General features: G+C 76.1%; 15 protein-coding genes. 6 read left to right on the top strand and 9 right to left on the bottom strand.

Going from position 1 to position 14807, the window contains the following annotated elements:
* Positions 1-1243, top strand: a 1243-nt coding sequence (locus tag LPA27_RS18335) for an adenylate/guanylate cyclase domain-containing protein (RefSeq protein ID WP_324251279.1), incomplete at its 5' end; no start/stop codon positions are given.
* A 251-nt stretch (positions 1244-1494) separates the two neighbouring features.
* Here LPA27_RS18335 and LPA27_RS18330 read toward each other — a convergent pair.
* Entirely contained in the window at positions 1495-2445 is a 951-nt protein-coding gene (locus LPA27_RS18330) for a DUF5926 family protein (protein WP_228943358.1), read from the bottom strand.
* A gap of 10 nt (positions 2446-2455) precedes the next feature.
* The gene (locus tag LPA27_RS18325) at positions 2456-3346 is read right to left on the bottom strand and encodes a glycerophosphodiester phosphodiesterase family protein (RefSeq protein ID WP_228943357.1); all 891 of its coding nucleotides are present in this window, start codon (positions 3344-3346) and stop codon (positions 2456-2458) included.
* A gap of 113 nt (positions 3347-3459) precedes the next feature.
* Between LPA27_RS18325 and LPA27_RS18320 the strand changes: the two genes are divergently transcribed.
* Complete coding sequence (locus LPA27_RS18320; RefSeq protein ID WP_228943356.1) at positions 3460-4056, top strand: OsmC family protein; 597 nt, start codon at positions 3460-3462, stop codon at positions 4054-4056.
* A gap of 74 nt (positions 4057-4130) precedes the next feature.
* On the opposite strand, the gene LPA27_RS18315 is transcribed toward LPA27_RS18320, so the two are convergent.
* A complete protein-coding gene (locus LPA27_RS18315) occupies positions 4131-5402 on the bottom strand; it encodes an ATP-binding protein (RefSeq protein ID WP_228943355.1) in 1272 nt (423 codons plus the stop codon).
* A 387-nt stretch (positions 5403-5789) separates the two neighbouring features.
* On the opposite strand from LPA27_RS18315, the gene LPA27_RS18310 reads away from it, so the two are divergent.
* Positions 5790-8153 (top strand): SulP family inorganic anion transporter, encoded by a 2364-nt coding sequence (locus LPA27_RS18310; protein ID WP_228943354.1) that lies wholly within the window; start codon positions 5790-5792, stop codon positions 8151-8153.
* Positions 8154-8228: 75 nt separating this feature from the next.
* Here LPA27_RS18310 and LPA27_RS18305 read toward each other — a convergent pair whose 3' ends face one another.
* Positions 8229-8489, bottom strand: a complete 261-nt coding sequence (locus tag LPA27_RS18305) for a hypothetical protein (RefSeq protein ID WP_056905077.1) — start codon at positions 8487-8489, stop codon at positions 8229-8231.
* A gap of 198 nt (positions 8490-8687) precedes the next feature.
* On the opposite strand from LPA27_RS18305, the gene LPA27_RS18300 reads away from it, so the two are divergent.
* A complete protein-coding gene (locus LPA27_RS18300) occupies positions 8688-9554 on the top strand; it encodes an Fpg/Nei family DNA glycosylase (RefSeq protein WP_056865178.1) in 867 nt (288 codons plus the stop codon).
* Between the two features lie 81 nt (positions 9555-9635).
* Positions 9636-9971: a rhodanese-like domain-containing protein gene (locus tag LPA27_RS18295; protein WP_056865167.1), complete on the top strand. Its 336-nt coding sequence runs from the start codon at positions 9636-9638 to the stop codon at positions 9969-9971.
* A 56-nt stretch (positions 9972-10027) separates the two neighbouring features.
* On the opposite strand, the gene LPA27_RS18290 is transcribed toward LPA27_RS18295, so the two are convergent.
* The 3 genes from LPA27_RS18290 to aat all read right to left on the bottom strand — a co-directional run bounded on the left by LPA27_RS18290 (position 10028) and on the right by aat (position 12052).
* Positions 10028-10561: a hypothetical protein gene (locus tag LPA27_RS18290; protein ID WP_228943353.1), complete on the bottom strand. Its 534-nt coding sequence runs from the start codon at positions 10559-10561 to the stop codon at positions 10028-10030.
* Between the two features lie 157 nt (positions 10562-10718).
* Positions 10719-11198 (bottom strand): hypothetical protein, encoded by a 480-nt coding sequence (locus LPA27_RS18285; RefSeq protein ID WP_056865165.1) that lies wholly within the window; start codon positions 11196-11198, stop codon positions 10719-10721.
* Positions 11199-11350: 152 nt separating this feature from the next.
* Positions 11351-12052 (bottom strand): leucyl/phenylalanyl-tRNA--protein transferase, encoded by a 702-nt coding sequence (gene aat / locus LPA27_RS18280; RefSeq protein WP_228943352.1) that lies wholly within the window; start codon positions 12050-12052, stop codon positions 11351-11353.
* Positions 12053-12084: 32 nt separating this feature from the next.
* On the opposite strand from aat, the gene LPA27_RS18275 reads away from it, so the two are divergent.
* Complete coding sequence (locus LPA27_RS18275) at positions 12085-12777, top strand: EcsC family protein (protein ID WP_082500454.1); 693 nt, start codon at positions 12085-12087, stop codon at positions 12775-12777.
* Here the strand turns inward: LPA27_RS18275 and LPA27_RS18270 are convergent.
* Positions 12738-13961: a hypothetical protein gene (locus tag LPA27_RS18270; RefSeq protein ID WP_228943351.1), complete on the bottom strand. Its 1224-nt coding sequence runs from the start codon at positions 13959-13961 to the stop codon at positions 12738-12740. The two genes, LPA27_RS18275 and LPA27_RS18270, sit on opposite strands and share 40 nt — an antisense overlap.
* Positions 13958-14794 (bottom strand): hypothetical protein, encoded by an 837-nt coding sequence (locus tag LPA27_RS18265; RefSeq protein ID WP_228943350.1) that lies wholly within the window; start codon positions 14792-14794, stop codon positions 13958-13960. The genes LPA27_RS18270 and LPA27_RS18265 overlap by 4 nt, the downstream gene beginning before the upstream one ends.
* Positions 14795-14807 lie beyond the last annotated feature (13 nt).

The following is a 14807-nucleotide window of genomic DNA, read 5'->3' as shown; positions in this document are numbered from 1 at the left end:
GGGCGGCAGCGACGCGGCCGGCGGCCCGGCTGACGGCCCGGCTGACGGCGCGGCGGGCGAGGGCTCGGGAGAGGCACGCGACGTCGACCCGGCGGTGCTGGCCGCGGCCCTGGCCCCCCTGGAGACCTACCTGCTCGGCGAGCCACCGAGCCTGACCCGGCGCCAGGTCGCGGAGCGGGCCGGTGTGCCCTCGGAGCTGGCCGAGGAGCTGTGGCGGCTGCTGGGCTTCCCGACCGCCGGTGACGACGACGTGGCCTTCACCGCCGCCGACGTGCAGGCGCTGCGGTGGAGCAGCGACCTGGTGCGCCTGGGGGTGCTGAGCCCCGAGCGCCAGTCGGCCCTGGTGCGCACCTGGGGCCGCAGCTACGCCCGCCTCGCGGAGTGGCAGGCCGCGCTGCTGGCCGACGTGACCCTGGAGTCGGCGCGGGCGGTCGGCGGTGAGGGCGGGCCCGGCGGGCGCGACCCCGCCGAGACCCTCGCCGTGCTCGCCACCGAGGCGCTCGAGCGGGTCGAGCACCTGCAGTCCTACGTGTGGCGCCGCCACCTGGCCACGGCCACCAGCCGCCTGCTCGCCGTCGACACCACCGGTGCCGCCGGCACCCAGACCTCCGCGATGGCGGTCTGCTTCGTCGACATCGTCGGCTACACCTCGCGCTCCAAGTCCCTCGGCGACGCCGAGCTGGTCGCGTGGCTGGAGGGCTTCGAGGCCGCCGTCTCCGACCTCGTCGTGCAGGCCGGCGGCCGGGTGATCAAGAACATCGGCGACGAGGTGCTCTTCGTCGCCGACGACGTCGCCGCCACCGTCGACGTCGCCCTCGCCATGGCCGCCCGCGGCGAGGACGAGCACGACGACTTCCCCGCCGTGCGCGCCGGTGTCGCCCACGGCGACGTCGTCAGCCGCCTCGGCGACGTCTTCGGGCCCACCGTCAACGTCGCCTCCCGGCTGACCTCCGTCGCCCGACCCGGCGCCGTGCTCGTCGACCGCGGCGCCCACGACGTGCTCACCGGCGCCGACCGGAGCGAGCCCGACGACCGCGACGGCGGTGGCGGCGCCGAGCACGGGCGCGGCGAGCGACCCGACGCCGACGGCGACAACGACGCGGGCGCCGGGCCCGCCGGCACCGGACCGGCGGGCGACGGACCGGCGGGCGACGGGGCGGCGGCGTACCGCTTCAAGCGGCTGCGGCGGGTCTCGGTGAAGGGCTACTCCCGCCTGCCCGCCTACGTCGTGCGGCCCCGCTGACCGCGGGCTCACGCCGTGGCCCGACGCCTCGCCGTGGCCGGTCGCGGGCGCTCGCGGCGTACCTCCGGCTGACGCCGGGCGGGCGGCTGCTGCGCCGGCTCGACTGACGCCTCGCCGACCTCGCCGACCGGTCACACCGGCCCCACGGGTCACACCTGTCGGCCCGCACCCGCACCTGTCGGCCGACGCGTGGGCCGACAGGTGCGGGTCTCACCAGCCGGCCGGTGAAACCCGCCGAGCCGGCCCAGCCCTCAGCGGATGGTCAGCTGCCGGTTGGCCAGGCCGTTGCGGGCCGAGCGCTCCTCGGGGGTGAGGGGCGCGTCGTCGGCGAGGGCGGCGGCGAGGTCGGCGGCGTACTGCGCGGCCGGCTCCTCGAGCGCCTCGGGGCCGGTGCCGACGGGGAGGTCCCAGACGGGGGCGAGCAGGCCGTGGGCGCGGAACATGCCGACCAGGCGCGAGCCGGGGGCGATGTCGTCCTTGCCGGCGGCGTGGAGGCGGGCGAGGGCGTCGAGCAGCCGGTCCTCGGGCTCGGGCATGACCCAGCGCAGGTGCTCCTTGGTGCCGACGTTGGTCCAGTACGCCGACTCCACCGAGGTCAGCCTGGCCGTCGGGGCGGCGGCCTCGTTGGCCTGCTCCAGCGCGGCGGCCATGCCGTCGCGGTCGTCGACGTCGGCGATCCAGTAGTCGAAGCCCTCGTGCACGGTGACGTCGAGCGTGCCGCCCTCGACGAGGTCCTGCAGGCGGGGGCCCTCGCCGGGGTCGCCGGTGAGCCCGACGATGCCGGCCTCGCCGCGCTCGGCCTGCTCGAGGGCCTTGGTGAGCACGGCGCCGAGGTCGCGGGCGGGGTCGCCGAAGTTGTGCTGCACCTGCAGGCCCAGCCACACCTCGCCGGAGTCGCGCACCATGGCGGGCGCGGCCATCGGCAGCAGCGAGCAGAGCGTGACGGCGCGCCCGGAGCCGGTGACGCCGTCCTTGAGGGTCAGCGGGGCGGTGCCGGCGGGCACGAGCTCGCGCAGCGCGATGACGTCGCACTCCGAGGGCAGGCCCTCGAAGGGGCGGTTGACGAAGGTCGCCGCGGGGCCGCCGGGGGCGCCGTGGCAGGCCTTGTAGCGCTTGCCGGAGCCGCAGGGGCAGGGCTGGCGCGGGCCGACCTCGCCGGGGGTGGTGGTCTTACGGGCCTTGGTGCGGGACTTCTTCGCCATGGGCGTGAACCTATACGCCGCCCCCCGACCCGTCGGCGCCGGTGCGTCCCCGCGCCTCGAGCAGGTCGAGCAGGTAGGCCGGCCGGTCGGTGATGACCGCCTCCACCCCGAGCCGCACGCACAGGTCGAGCTGGTCGCGGGTGTTGACAGTCCACACGTGCATCCGCCGCCCCGAGGCCGTGATCCGCGGGCCGAGCCGCGGGTGCCCGGCGAGCACCTCGACGCCGGGCCCGACCCGCCAGTCGGGGCCGATCACGCGGTGCACCATGGGCCAGAGCGCGGCCTTGTCGAGCAGCATCACCAGCGGCACGGCGGGTGCGAGCCGCTCCACGCGCTGCAGGGCGGTGTGGGAGAAGCTCATCACCCGCGCCGGGGTGCCCGGGCGGTCCCACCCGAAGTCGCGCAGCACGTCGACGAGCCGGCGCTCCACCAGCCCGCCGTACCTCGTGGGGTGCTTGGTCTCGATCGCCAGCTCCACCCGCCGGTCGTAGTCGGCGGCCACCTCGCACAGCCGGCGCAGGGTCAGCACGGTGTCGTGGGCGGGGTCGCGCTCGGGCGCCTCGTCGTCGAGGTCGGCCCACGGGTGCTTCCAGGAGGCGAAGTCGAGCTGGGAGAGCTGGGCCAGCTCCATGGTGGAGACCGACCCCTCGGCGCTCGCGGTGCGTCGCAGCGTGCGGTCGTGCACGCAGACCAGGTGCCCGTCGGCGGTCAGGCGTACGTCGCACTCCAGCGCGGCGGCACCGTCGTCGAGCGCCGCGACGTAGGCCCCCAGCGTGTGCTCGGCGTTCTCGTGGCTGGCCCCCCGGTGCGCCACGACCTGCGGGAGCGCGCCGGCCGCAGCCGCTGCCGGCTCGGCCCGGGGGCCGTGCGGAGCGTCGGGGCGTCGTGCGCCGGACCTCATCGACCCAGTGTGCTCCTGCCCGCGCCCGCGCGGGTGACGATCGCGTGTCGGGCCGGTCTCGCCCCGTCCGACCGGACGGTCCGCGGGCCCGTCGAGCCGCGCAGACTGGCGCCATGACCGCACCCCCGACCTCGCCCTCGACCGGGCCCTCGACCGGGCCCTCGACCGGGCCCTCGACCGGGCCAGGGCCCTCCGACCTGCGCGCGCAGGTGCGCGCGGCCCAGGCGCCGCTCAAGCAGCGCTACCGCGACGACCCCGCCAGCGCCCGCACCCCGCTGCGGGCCCGCGCCGGCTTCGCCGACCCCGGGGTCACCGCGACCGTCGACACCTGGGCCGGCCCCGCGCGGGCCGGGCTGCACGAGGCCACCGGCGGCGACGGCAGCGACGCCTGCTCCGGCGACATGCTGCTCGAGGCGCTGCTCGCCTGCGCCGGGGTGACCCTGCGCAGCGTCGCGCTGGCCAGCGGCGTCGACGTGCTCGCCGCCACCGGCACCGCGGAGGCCGTCTTCGACGCCCGGGGCACCCTCGGCGTCGACCGCGAGGCCCCGGTCGGGGTCACCGACGTCGTCGTGACCTTCGACCTCACCCTGCCCGAGGACTCAGGCGTCGACGAGGAGCAGCTGGCGCGGTTGGCCGCGACCACCGAGCGCTACTGCGTCGTGGGGCGGTCGCTGCGCGAGCCGCCGCGGGTCGTCGTACGCCGCGCCTGAACCCGCGCCTGACCCCGCGCCCGACCCCGCACCGACCCGCGCGCGTCGCCGCCACGCCACCGGGGGCGCACGGGTCAGGCCTGCTCGCGCAGGTAGCGCCCGAAGTGGGGCACGGTGAAGGCGATCCGGCCCCGCTCGCCGGAGTAGACCAGGCCCTTCTTCATCAGCGCGTCGCGCGCCGGGGAGAGCGACTGCGGCTTCTTGCCCAGGGTGGCGGCGACGTTGGCGGTGGCCACCGAGCCGACCGCGTCGACGTCGGTGCCGCCGGCGGCCAGGGCGACGGCGGCGTCGGCCATGCCGCGCAGGTACTCCCGCTCCGCCGGGGTCGCGCGCTCGTAGCGACTGCCGAAGAAGCCGACGGCCAGCTCGCGCTCGGCCTCGGGGGCGGCCACGGCCACGTCGTCCTCGGTGATCGGCGAGCGGGGCGCGACGTCCCAGACGGTCTTGCCGTAGGCCTGGATGAAGTAGGGGTAGCCGCCGGTCGCGTCGTACATCGCCGCCAGCCCCGCCTCGGTGAACGCCGCGTCCTCGTCGGTGGCCGGGGCGCTCAGTGCGCGGTCGGCGGCCTCCCGGGTGAGCCGGTCGATGCGGGCGTAGCGGAAGAGCCGCTCGGAGTAGGACTTGCTCGCCGAGAGCACCGCGGGCAGGTGCGGCAGCCCCGCGCCGACCACGATCAGCGGCAGGCCCGACTGGCTGATCTCGTGGCACGCCGCGCACAGCGCGGAGACGTCGTCGGGGCCGAGGTCCTGCATCTCGTCGATGAAGACCGCGACCCCCTTGCCCGCGTCGGCGGCCAGCCCGCCGACGTCGGTGAGCAGCTCGACCAGGTCGATCTCGATGTCGCCGGAGTCGGCCCGCCCGCGCACGGCCGGGGCGTCGATGCCCGGGCTCCACCGGTCCTTGAGGCGCGCGTCGGCGCCGGCGTCGCGCTGGGCGAAGGAGCGCAGCACGCCCAGCACGTGGTCGACCTGCTCCTCCCCCGACCCCGACCCACCACCAGGTCCACCACCGGGCCCACCACCAGGCCCACCACCAGGCCCGGGTACGCCGAGCTCGCGCACCGCCTGGTGCAGCGCCGACGACAGCGGCCGGCGCAGCCGCTGGTCGGGGCGGGCCTCGAGCTTGCCGGTGCCCCAGCCGCGGCGCACCGCCGCGGAGCGCAGCGCGTTGAGCAGCACCGTCTTGCCCACCCCGCGCAGCCCGGTGAGCACCAGCGAGCGCTCGGGCCGACCGCGCGCGACGCGCTCGAGCACCACCTCGAAGGTCGCCAGCTCCTCGTCGCGACCGGCCAGCTCGGGCGGGCGCTGGCCGGCGCCGGGCGCGTAGGGGTTGCGGATCGGGTCCATGACAGGACCGTATCCGCCTCTCTAGTGTCAGTCGTAGACGACGCGCGGGACCGGACCGCGCGCTCCGCGGCCTCCGCCCTCGTCCGCTCCCCTCCTCCTCCGTCCGCCGTCGGCTGCCCGTGCGCCGCCCGCCCCCGCCCGCGCCCCGTCCGCGCGCCGCCCTACCCGACTATCGCGGTGTCTCGGGCCAGCCCTAGACGCGCCCAGAGAGCGCGAGCGAGTCCCAACGGCCACACCCGCCTCACGAGCCCCGTCTGAGACGGGGATGAGAATCCTCTTACGACCACCGGGATCCCGGTCACACGACCGGGTGTCGCGCCCAGGCGTCTGCCTACTCTCGCCCTTCCCCCACAGACCGCACACTCCGTCGATCCCAGGGAATTCTCGGTGACCCACACGCACGCACCCCCCGCTGCCCACTCCGCCTCCTCCGCCGGCTCCCCCGGCTCCCCCGCCGGGTCCGGACCACCCGGAGGCCTGCCCTCCCCCCGCGACCTGGGCCGCTCGCTGACCGGCTGGGCCCGGCGCGACGCCCGCTTCGACGTGCCGGCCTCGCTGGTGGTCTTCCTCGTCGCCGTACCGCTCTCGCTCGGCATCGCCGTAGCCTCCGGCGCCCCCGTCGCCGCCGGCCTCATCGCCGCCGCCGTCGGCGGGATCCTCGCCGGCATCGTCGGTGGCGCACCGCTCCAGGTGAGCGGACCGGCGGCCGGGCTGACCGTCGTCGTCGCCGAGGTCGTCGCCGAGTTCGGCTGGGAGGCCACCTGCGCGATCACCGCCATGGCCGGCCTGCTCCAGCTCGTGCTCGGCGCCACCCGCCTGGGCCGCTACGCCCTGGCCATCTCGCCCACCGTGGTCGCCGCCATGCTGGCCGGCATCGGCATCTCGATCGTGCTGGGCCAGCTCAACGTCGCCCTCGGCTCGACCTCGCAGCCCTCGGCCTGGGCCAACCTGCAATCCATCGGCTCGTCGCTGCTCTCCCCCGACTCCCACGCCCTGCTCGCGGCCACCGGCGTCGTGGTGATCCTGCTGCTCTGGCCGCGGATGCCCGCCCGGGTCAGGGCGGTGCCCGGCCCGCTCGTCGCCGTCACGCTGCTGACCCTGATGGCCGCCGCCTGGCTGCCCGACGCCGAGCGCGTCGACCTCGGCGGCGCGCTGCTCGACCAGATCGGCACCGTCGCCATGCCCGAGGGCACGCCCCTGGCCGTGGCCGGCGCCGTGCTCACGGTCGCCCTCATCGCCTCGGTCGAGAGCCTGCTCTCGGCGGTGGCCATCGACAAGCTCCACGACGGGCCCCGCGCCCGCCTCGACCGCGAGCTGGTCGGCCAGGGCGTCGCCAACACCGCCTCCGGCGCGCTGGGCGGCCTGCCCGTCACCGGCGTCATCGTGCGCAGCGCCACCAACGTCGCCGCCGGCGCCCGCACCCGCGCCTCCGCGATCCTGCACGGCGTGTGGGTGCTCGTCTTCGCCCTGCTGCTGGTCGGCCTGGTCGAGCAGATCCCGCTGGCCGCGCTCGCCGGCCTGCTGCTGGTCATGGGCACCGGGCTGGTCAAGCCGGCCGACGTACGCCGCTCCCGCGCCCGCGGCGAGCTGTGGATCTACGTCGCCACCGTGGTCGGCGTCCTCGCGCTCAACCTGGTCGAGGGCGTGCTCATCGGCCTGGTCGGCGCCCTGCTGCTCACCCTCTGGCGCACCGCCCAGGTCAAGGTCGACGTGCGCGAGGCCGGCCCCGCCCCCGACGGGCGGGCCCTGTGGGTCGTCGAGGTCCACGGCAGCGTGTCGTTCCTCGCCCTGCCCGTGCTGGCCCGGCGGCTCGCCACCGTGCCCAAGGGCCAGGTGGTCGAGGTCGACCTGCTCGTCGACTACCTCGACCCCGCGGCCCGCGACCAGATCGACGACTGGCGCAGCCGCTACGAGGCGCAGGGCGGCCAGGTCGTCGTCGAGCACTCCGGCCCGGCCGGCGAGGAGGCGGCCGCCGAGCGCGCCGCCAAGTCGCGGCCCGTCTCACCCCGCGCCTGGCTGCCCTGGGGCGCGTGGCAGAACGGCGGCGCCGAGCTCGGCACCACCACCCCGGCCCACCCGCTGGCGGTCGGCGTGCGCGAGTACCACCGCCGCACCTCGGCCTCGCTCCAGCCGGTCTACGACGAGCTGCGCGAGAGCCAGGCCCCCCGCGCCGCCTTCCTGGGCTGCGTCGACTCGCGGCTGGTGCCCAACCAGCTCACCAGCAGCGGGCCCGGCGACCTCTTCACCATCCGCACCATGGGCAACCTCGCCCCCGCCGACGGCGACGACGACGGCGCGGTCTCCGCGCCGGTGCTCTACGCCGTCGACCAGCTCGGCGTCGAGGTCGTCGTCGTCTGCGGTCACTCCGGCTGCGGCGCGATGACCGCCGCGGTCGCCTCCGACGAGGCCGCCGGCCCGGCCGCGGGGGCTGCGGGCGCCGACGCCAGCGACCCGGTCGACCGCTGGCTGCGCCACGCCGCACCCTCGGTGTCGGCCTGGCGGGCCCAGCACCCGGTGGGCGCGTCGGCGGCGGCCGCCGGCGACGGCGAGGTCGACCAGCTCGCCCAGGTCAACGTCGCGGTCACCCTCGACCGGCTGCGCGAGGTGCTCGGCGCCGAGCGGCTCGAGCGGGTGCGGCTCGTCGGGCTGTTCTTCCGCATCGACGACGGCTCGCTCTCGGTGCTGCGCGACGACGCCTTCGTCGACCTCACCGACGCCGAGCTCGACCGGCTGGCCCACCTGGCCGGCTGAGCGCACCCCGCGACCGCCCGCGGTCGCGGACGACCCGCACCCGCGCGGCCCGGGCTCCCGGACCGGCCAGCACCCTCAGGCCGGCTCGGCCCGGGCCGCGTGGCGGCGGGCGCGCGCTGCGTCGTAGGCCTGGTCGAGGCCGCGGCGCAGCACCTCGATCATCTCGGGCACCTCGTCGACGCTGAGCCGGAAGGACCCGGCGCAGACGTTGTCGCGCCACAGCGACAGCACGACGACCTCGGCCTCGGGGTGCCAGGAGACCCGCAGCGCGCGGTCGTCGCCGCGGGCGTCGAGGTGGATCGACCCCGTCTCGGGCAGCGTGCGCACGCGTGACATCTGCCCATGATGCTCCGCCCGCGCCCGTCTGTCACCGGGTCGGTCCGCACGCCTGCGACCCCGGGACTGCGGCGTACCCGAGCCTGTCGGCCCGGACCCGCACCTGTCGGCCCGTGCGAGGGCCGACAGGTGCGGGTTTCGCCAGCCGGCCGGTGAAACCCGCCGGTCGGGCGCACCCACCCCCCTAGACTCGGCGACGTGCCCGAGCTACCCGAGGTGGAGGCGCTGGCCCTGGACCTCAGGGGCCGGCTCGACGGACGTGCGATCGTCAAGGTCCACGTGGCGGCGTTCAGCGCCCTGAAGACCTTCGACCCGCCGCTGTCGGCGCTGGAGGGCACGCTGGTCGACGACGTGACCCGCCACGGCAAGTTCCTCGACATCGACGCCTCGGGGGTCCACCTCGTGCTCCACCTCGCCCGGGCGGGCTGGGTGCGCTGGCGTGAGGAGCTGCCGATGGTGCCGCCGAAGCCGAGCAGCAAGTCGACGCTGGCGGTGCGCATCGAGCTCGACGACGGCACCGGTCTCGACGTCACCGAGGCCGGCACCCGCAAGAGCCTGGCGATGTACGTCGTGCGCGACCCCCACGACGTGCCTGGCATCGCGAGCCTGGGCCCCGACCCCCTCGAGGACGGCTTCACCGTCGACGTCCTCGGCGCGATCCTGCAGCGCGAGGGCCGCAAGCAGGTCAAGGGGGTGCTGCGCCACCAGGGCACCATCGCCGGCATCGGCAACGCCTACTCCGACGAGATCCTCCACGCCGCGCGGATGTCGCCCTACAAGCCGGCCAACAGCCTCACCGACGACGAGCTCGCCACCCTGTACGCCGCCCTGCGCCGCACCGTCGGCGACGCCGTCGAGCGCTCCCGCGGCCTGGCCGCCAGCGAGCTGAAGGGCGAGAAGAAGTCCCACCTCGCCGTCCACGGCCGCGCCGGCGAGGCCTGCCCGGTCTGCGGCGACACGGTGCGCGAGGTCTCCTTCGCCGACTCCAGCCTGCAGTACTGCCCCACCTGCCAGACCGGCGGCAAGCCGCTGGCCGACCGCCGGATGAGCCGGCTGCTCAAGTAGCGTCGGACCCGGCGAGCCCCGGCACGACCGGCGAGCCCCAGCACGGACCCGACGCACCCCCGCACCAGGATCGAGGCCCTCATGACCGCCATCCCCACCGTCTCCGTCGACGGCGTCCCGCAGCCCCTGCCCGAGGGGCTGGCGGTGCTCGACGTGCGCGAGCCCGTCGAGTGGGAGCACGGCCACATCGAGGGCGCGGTCCACATCCCGCTCATGGACCTGCCCCAGCGCCTCGCCGACGTGCCCGAGGGCCAGGTGCTCGTGGTGTGCAAGGTCGGCGGCCGCTCGGCCCAGGCCACCGGCTACCTCGCCCAGCAGGGTCACGACGTCGTCAACCTCGACGGCGGCATGCTCGACTGGGAGGCCGCCGGCCGGCCCATGGTCAGCGAGACCGGCCAGCCGCCCCAGGTCGTCTGAGCCCGGTCGTCTGAGCCCGGTCGTCGTGAGGCCGGTCGTCGTGAGGCCCCCCGGCCTCACTCGGCGGTCGACCCCGACGGCGACTCCGACGGCGCCTCCGAGGCCGCGGCACCGGCGCAGACCTGGCTGACATAGCCCACGAAGGCCGCCACCTGGGTCTTCTCCTGCTTGCTCAGCTGGAAGTCGCCCTCGGCGGCCAGCTCCTCGGCGGTGAGGTCGGGGTCGACCTCCTGCAGCTTTTCGAGGTAGACGTCGTAGCCGGTGGCGGCGTCGGCCGGGGCGTCGGAGGGCACCTCGGCGGAGCCCAGGGCCTCGGCGAAGGTGGCGACGTCGGATCCGGTGTCGAGCCCGTCGACGCTGGTCAGCGCCTCGCAGAGGCCCTGGGCCTCGCCGAGGTCGGGCGCCGCGGCACTGCTCGACGCCGCCGGGCTGGCCGCGTCGGAGGCCGACTCGGAGTCGTCGGACCCGCAGCCCACGAGCGCGAGGGCCGAGACCGCGAGGCCCGCCACGAGCAGCGGCGTACGCCGGGGCCCGCGCGTGGGGCGGGCGGCCGAGGGGCGGGCGGGTCGGACGGAGCGGGAGAGCAGCATGGGTGCGAGCGTGGCACGCGCACCTGAGAGCAGCCTGGGCGGGTGCGGACCGCACACCGGCGGGCGGCGACCCCGTGTCGGGTCACCGCCCGCCGGTGCGCAGCGGTGCGGGACGGGCCCGCGGTGGGTCGGGGCGCGGCGGCCCGACCCGCGGGAGTCACTCGGTGGACTCGCTGGAGGAGTCGTCGGGCACCTCGGCGCTGGGCAGGTCGGAGGGGATGCCCAGGGCGTCGGCGCACTCGGTCGCGGTGTACTCGAAGAAGGCGTCGACCTTGGCGTCGTCCTCGTCGGAGATGTCGGGGTCGAAGTCCTCGATCTCGGCGGCGGAGGCGTCGTCGGGCAGCTCGTTGATGGTGTCGATGAAGATCTCGAAGCCCTCGCGACCGTCCTCGGAGATGTTCTCCGGGGTGCCGACCTCGGCCAGCTGGTCGGCGAAGTCCTTGATCGCGCCGGCGTCGGGCTCCTCCTGGTCGGCGGTGCTGCTGATGATCTCGGAGTAGGTCGAGCAGAAGTCGTCCGACGAGGCGTCGTCGGGGGTCGAGGCCCCGTCGTCGCTGCCACCGCAGGCGGTGGCCATCGAGGCGAGGAGGACGAGGGAGCCGGCAGCGGCTCCGCGGCGCAGGCGGGTCAGGGACATGCGATCTCCAGACGTGGGGGTCGGTAGGGGGTCGTCGGGGACCGCGTGGTCCTCGCCCGTGAGGGCCCGAGCACGCTGACCCTGCCCCAGCGCGCGCGGTTCATGCCTCCTCCCACCCCGAGGATTTCCCGACCGCGCCGGCACGACCGGCGTCACGACGGACCGGGCGCGCCCGGGCCGCCGAAGGCCGCCGGCAGCGGGCACTCCAGGGCGCGGGCGAGGCGGGCGAGGTAGTCGGCACGGCTGAGGGTGACGACGCCGAGGCTGGCCAGGTGCTCGGTGCTCCACTGCACGTCGAGGAGCCGGTCGGGGTGGGCGTCGAGGTCGGCGGCGAGCAGGTCGACGAGACCGACCAGGGCGACCTTGGAGGCGTCGCGCACGCGGTGAAACATCGACTCCCCCGCGAAGAGCCCGCCGCTGGCCACGCCGTACAGGCCTCCGACGAGGCGCCCGTCCTGCCACGCCTCCACCGAGTGGGCCCAGCCCAGGTCGTGCAGGCGCAGGTAGGCGGCGCGGATGTCGCCGTCGATCCAGCCCGCCGGGCGGCGGGGGTCGGCGCAGGCGTCGAGGACCTCGGCGAAGGCGGTGTCGACGCGGATCCCGAAGTCGCGCGTCGCGCGGCGCAGCGAGCGCGAGACGCGCAGTCCGTCGAGCGGCAGCACGCCCCGCTCGAGCGGGCAGAACCAGTACATCGGGTCGCCGCGGTGGCCCGAGGGCATCGGGAAGAGACCCTGGCGGTAGGCCTCGAGCAGCGTGCCGGGCTCGAGGTCGGCGCCGATGCCGACCAGGTCGTCGTCGGGGAAGCGGCTCGGGTCGCCGAAGGACCACGGGCTGGGCGGGGGCTCGACGGGCACCTGCCGACCGTAGCCCCCGTACGCTGTAAGTCATGAGCGCCCGACGCACCCTGACCGGCACCGTGACCCGCAAGATCGCCCCGAAGGTGACGGGCATGGCCCCCGGGCTGACCACCTCCTTCGTGCGCGAGGCGCTGGCCCGCGCCATCGCCGGCGCCGGCCCGCTGCCGCCCGCCGCCGCGGCCGCCGACAAGCAGCTGGAGGAGCAGGGGGGCGACGTCGACAAGGCGATCCACGAGGTGATCGAGAACCACGTGCGCTACGCCGGGGCCCAGGGCTTCCTCACCAACATCGGTGGCGTCGTCACCGCGGCCGTCACCATCCCCACCAACATCACCGGGCTCGCGCTCGTGCAGTGCCGCATGATCGCCGGCATCGCCCACCTCCGGGGCTACGACCTCGACGACGCCCGCGTGCGCAACGCGATCCTGGCCTGCCTCATGGGCGAGGACACCGTCAACTCCCTGGTCAAGGCCAAGAAGCTGCCCGCCCCGCCGATGGCGCTGGCCACGGCCCCGTCGGGCTCGCCCGACACCGACCGCGCGGTCTCCACCGAGGTCGCCTCCGACCTGGTCACCCGGGTCATGGGCAAGCGCCTGGCCGTCACCGTGGGCCGCCGCGTGCCCGTGGTGGGCGGCGTCGTCGGCATGGGCGCCGACGGCTACTCGACCTGGAAGATCGGCCGCTACGCCGAGCGCGAGCTCCTGCCCCGCACCGCGCGGTAGGCCCGCAGCGCCGCGCGGCCGCCCCGCCCGCCCTGGAGCCGGCCCACGACCCGCTCGCGCAGCCGGTACGACGGGCGCAGGTAGGACCGCTGCAGGGCGTCGCGGGTCTCGGCCAGCTCGGCGTGCAGGCGCTGCTCCTCGTGGCTGAGCCTCGCGTTGTCGAGCAGCAGCGCCGCGATCGCGTCGACCGCGGCGCCCGCGACCTGGGTCTCCGACGGCGCGTCGGGGTCGGCCCAGGCGGTGCTGGCCGACGGTCCGCGCAGGTCCTCGAGGTCGCCGACGACGTCGTAGCCGCGCGCGCGGACCTCCTCGACCCAGCGCGCGCACAGGTCGGCGGCCCACGGGTGCACGTCGGGCGGCAGCGCCAGGCGGGGCGAGCGCGAGCGCTGCGACAGGGTGCGGTGGGCCAGCAGCTCGCGCACCAGCGGCCGGTAGTCGGCCGGCTCGAGGCGCTGGTTGACGGCCTGGTTGATGCGCCGCACCAGCGCGGTCTCGGGCGCGCCGAGTGAGGGGTTGGCGCGCTCGACGGTGAGGTCGAGCTCGAGGCCGTCGAGGCCGAAGGCGCGGGTGAAGCGCTGCCACAGCAAGTCGGGCGGGCCGCCCGGCGCCGGCACCGTGACCACGTGGATCCGCTCGGGCGGCAGGGCGTGGCCCCAGCGGTCGAGGATGTCGGGGATCTCCTGCACGCCCCAGAACCAGGTGGCGATCCGGCTCTCGCGGGCCGGGTCGCGCAGCTGCTCGAGGAAGCGCTCGAAGGTGATGGTGCTGCGGTGCTTGACGTTCTCCTGCCACTCCGCGGGCACCTGGCGCACCAGGTCGCGCACCGAGAGCACGACGTGCACCTCGGCGCCGGTGCCGTCGGCGCGGTGGCCCAGCGACTCCAGGGCACGACCGACCTGCGAGCGCGAGGCGGTCGCGAGGATCTCGTGGCTGATGATCGCCGTGCCCTCGTGGGCGCGCACCTGCGCGGCGAGGGCGTCCCAGGCCCCGAAGGCCTCCGTCTCCAGACCGCCCCACGGCAGCCGCATCAGGTCGAGGGCGGCGAGGAAGTGGGCGTCGAAGCGCTCCGCGGGATAGAGGATGCCGTGCTCCAGCAGCCGCTCGCGGTTGCGGAAGAGCACGTCCTGCAGCCCCGACGTGCCGGTCTTGGGGGTGCCCACGTGGAGCAGGACGCGCTGGCTCATCGCTCGTCCTCTCGGGTCGTGGGGATCGTCGGGGTCGCAGGGCTGATGGCGCCGCGGTCGTCATGACGCCGCAGCAGGGCCACGGCGAGGTCGAGCACGGCGGCGTCCGACGGCGGGGCGCCTTCGGCCTCGGCGAGCGCGTCGGGGGCGTCGACGAGCGCGTCGGGGTCGCCGAGCACAGGGTAGCCAGCGCGCAGGACCGCGGCGCGCACCTGCACGGAGCGTCGCGCCACCCACCGGTGGTGCTCCGGCGGCACCACGAGGCGGGGCCCGGCGGTGGCGGCCGGGAGGTCGTGGAGCATCGGCACGAGCACCCCGCGCAGCAGCTCCTGGCGCGCCCGCGGCAGCACGAGCAGCCCGAGCCCCACGCCGACCCGGCGTACGAGCTCGACGGCGTCACCGGAGAGCCGGGGCGCCTGGAGGCGCACCGGGGCGTCGACCACGGCGGGCAGCCGGTCGAGGTCGACCACGACACGCACGCGCTCGCGACCCACCCGCGCGGCCCACCGGTCGGCGACGGCCGCGACGTCGAGGGGGCGCGGCACGTGGCGGCGCTCGGTGGCGGCGGCGAGCCACTGCGGCCACGGCGGGGCCCCGTCGACCCCGGCGCTGCGGGCGGTCCAGGTGTGAGCCAGGCCCACCGAGAGCCGACCGGCGAGCACCAGTACCTCGGGCGCGCGCCCGCCCGGGGGTCGGCCCGCGGCGGCGAGCTCGCGGCGCCACAGCGAGCCCAGCCACGGGTCACCGGCCAGACGGTACGCCGGGGCGCGCCGCGCCCACGGCCACGGGATGCCGCTCGTGCGGGGCTTGTGCGAGGTGGTGGTGAGGTTCATGGTTCTGACGCTC

The sequence above is a fragment of the Nocardioides sp. Leaf374 genome, assembly GCF_916862475.1.
GTDB classification, from domain to species: domain Bacteria; phylum Actinomycetota; class Actinomycetes; order Propionibacteriales; family Nocardioidaceae; genus Nocardioides; species Nocardioides kribbensis.
The sequence above is the reverse complement of the archived record's forward strand: the minus strand, read 5'-3'. Positions and strand labels throughout refer to the sequence as shown.

Coding starts and splice junctions, on each gene's coding strand:
- LPA27_RS18330 (WP_228943358.1), bottom strand. CDS start 2,445: ATGGCGAAGAAGTCCCGCACCAAGGCCCGTAAGACCACCACCCCCGGC.
- LPA27_RS18325 (WP_228943357.1), bottom strand. CDS start 3,346: ATGAGGTCCGGCGCACGACGCCCCGACGCTCCGCACGGCCCCCGGGCC.
- LPA27_RS18320 (WP_228943356.1), top strand. CDS start 3,460: ATGACCGCACCCCCGACCTCGCCCTCGACCGGGCCCTCGACCGGGCCC.
- LPA27_RS18315 (WP_228943355.1), bottom strand. CDS start 5,402: ATGGACCCGATCCGCAACCCCTACGCGCCCGGCGCCGGCCAGCGCCCG.
- LPA27_RS18305 (WP_056905077.1), bottom strand. CDS start 8,489: ATGTCACGCGTGCGCACGCTGCCCGAGACGGGGTCGATCCACCTCGAC.
- LPA27_RS18295 (WP_056865167.1), top strand. CDS start 9,636: ATGACCGCCATCCCCACCGTCTCCGTCGACGGCGTCCCGCAGCCCCTG.
- LPA27_RS18290 (WP_228943353.1), bottom strand. CDS start 10,561: ATGCTGCTCTCCCGCTCCGTCCGACCCGCCCGCCCCTCGGCCGCCCGC.
- LPA27_RS18285 (WP_056865165.1), bottom strand. CDS start 11,198: ATGTCCCTGACCCGCCTGCGCCGCGGAGCCGCTGCCGGCTCCCTCGTC.
- LPA27_RS18275 (WP_082500454.1), top strand. CDS start 12,085: ATGAGCGCCCGACGCACCCTGACCGGCACCGTGACCCGCAAGATCGCC.
- LPA27_RS18270 (WP_228943351.1), bottom strand. CDS start 13,961: ATGAGCCAGCGCGTCCTGCTCCACGTGGGCACCCCCAAGACCGGCACG.
- LPA27_RS18265 (WP_228943350.1), bottom strand. CDS start 14,794: ATGAACCTCACCACCACCTCGCACAAGCCCCGCACGAGCGGCATCCCG.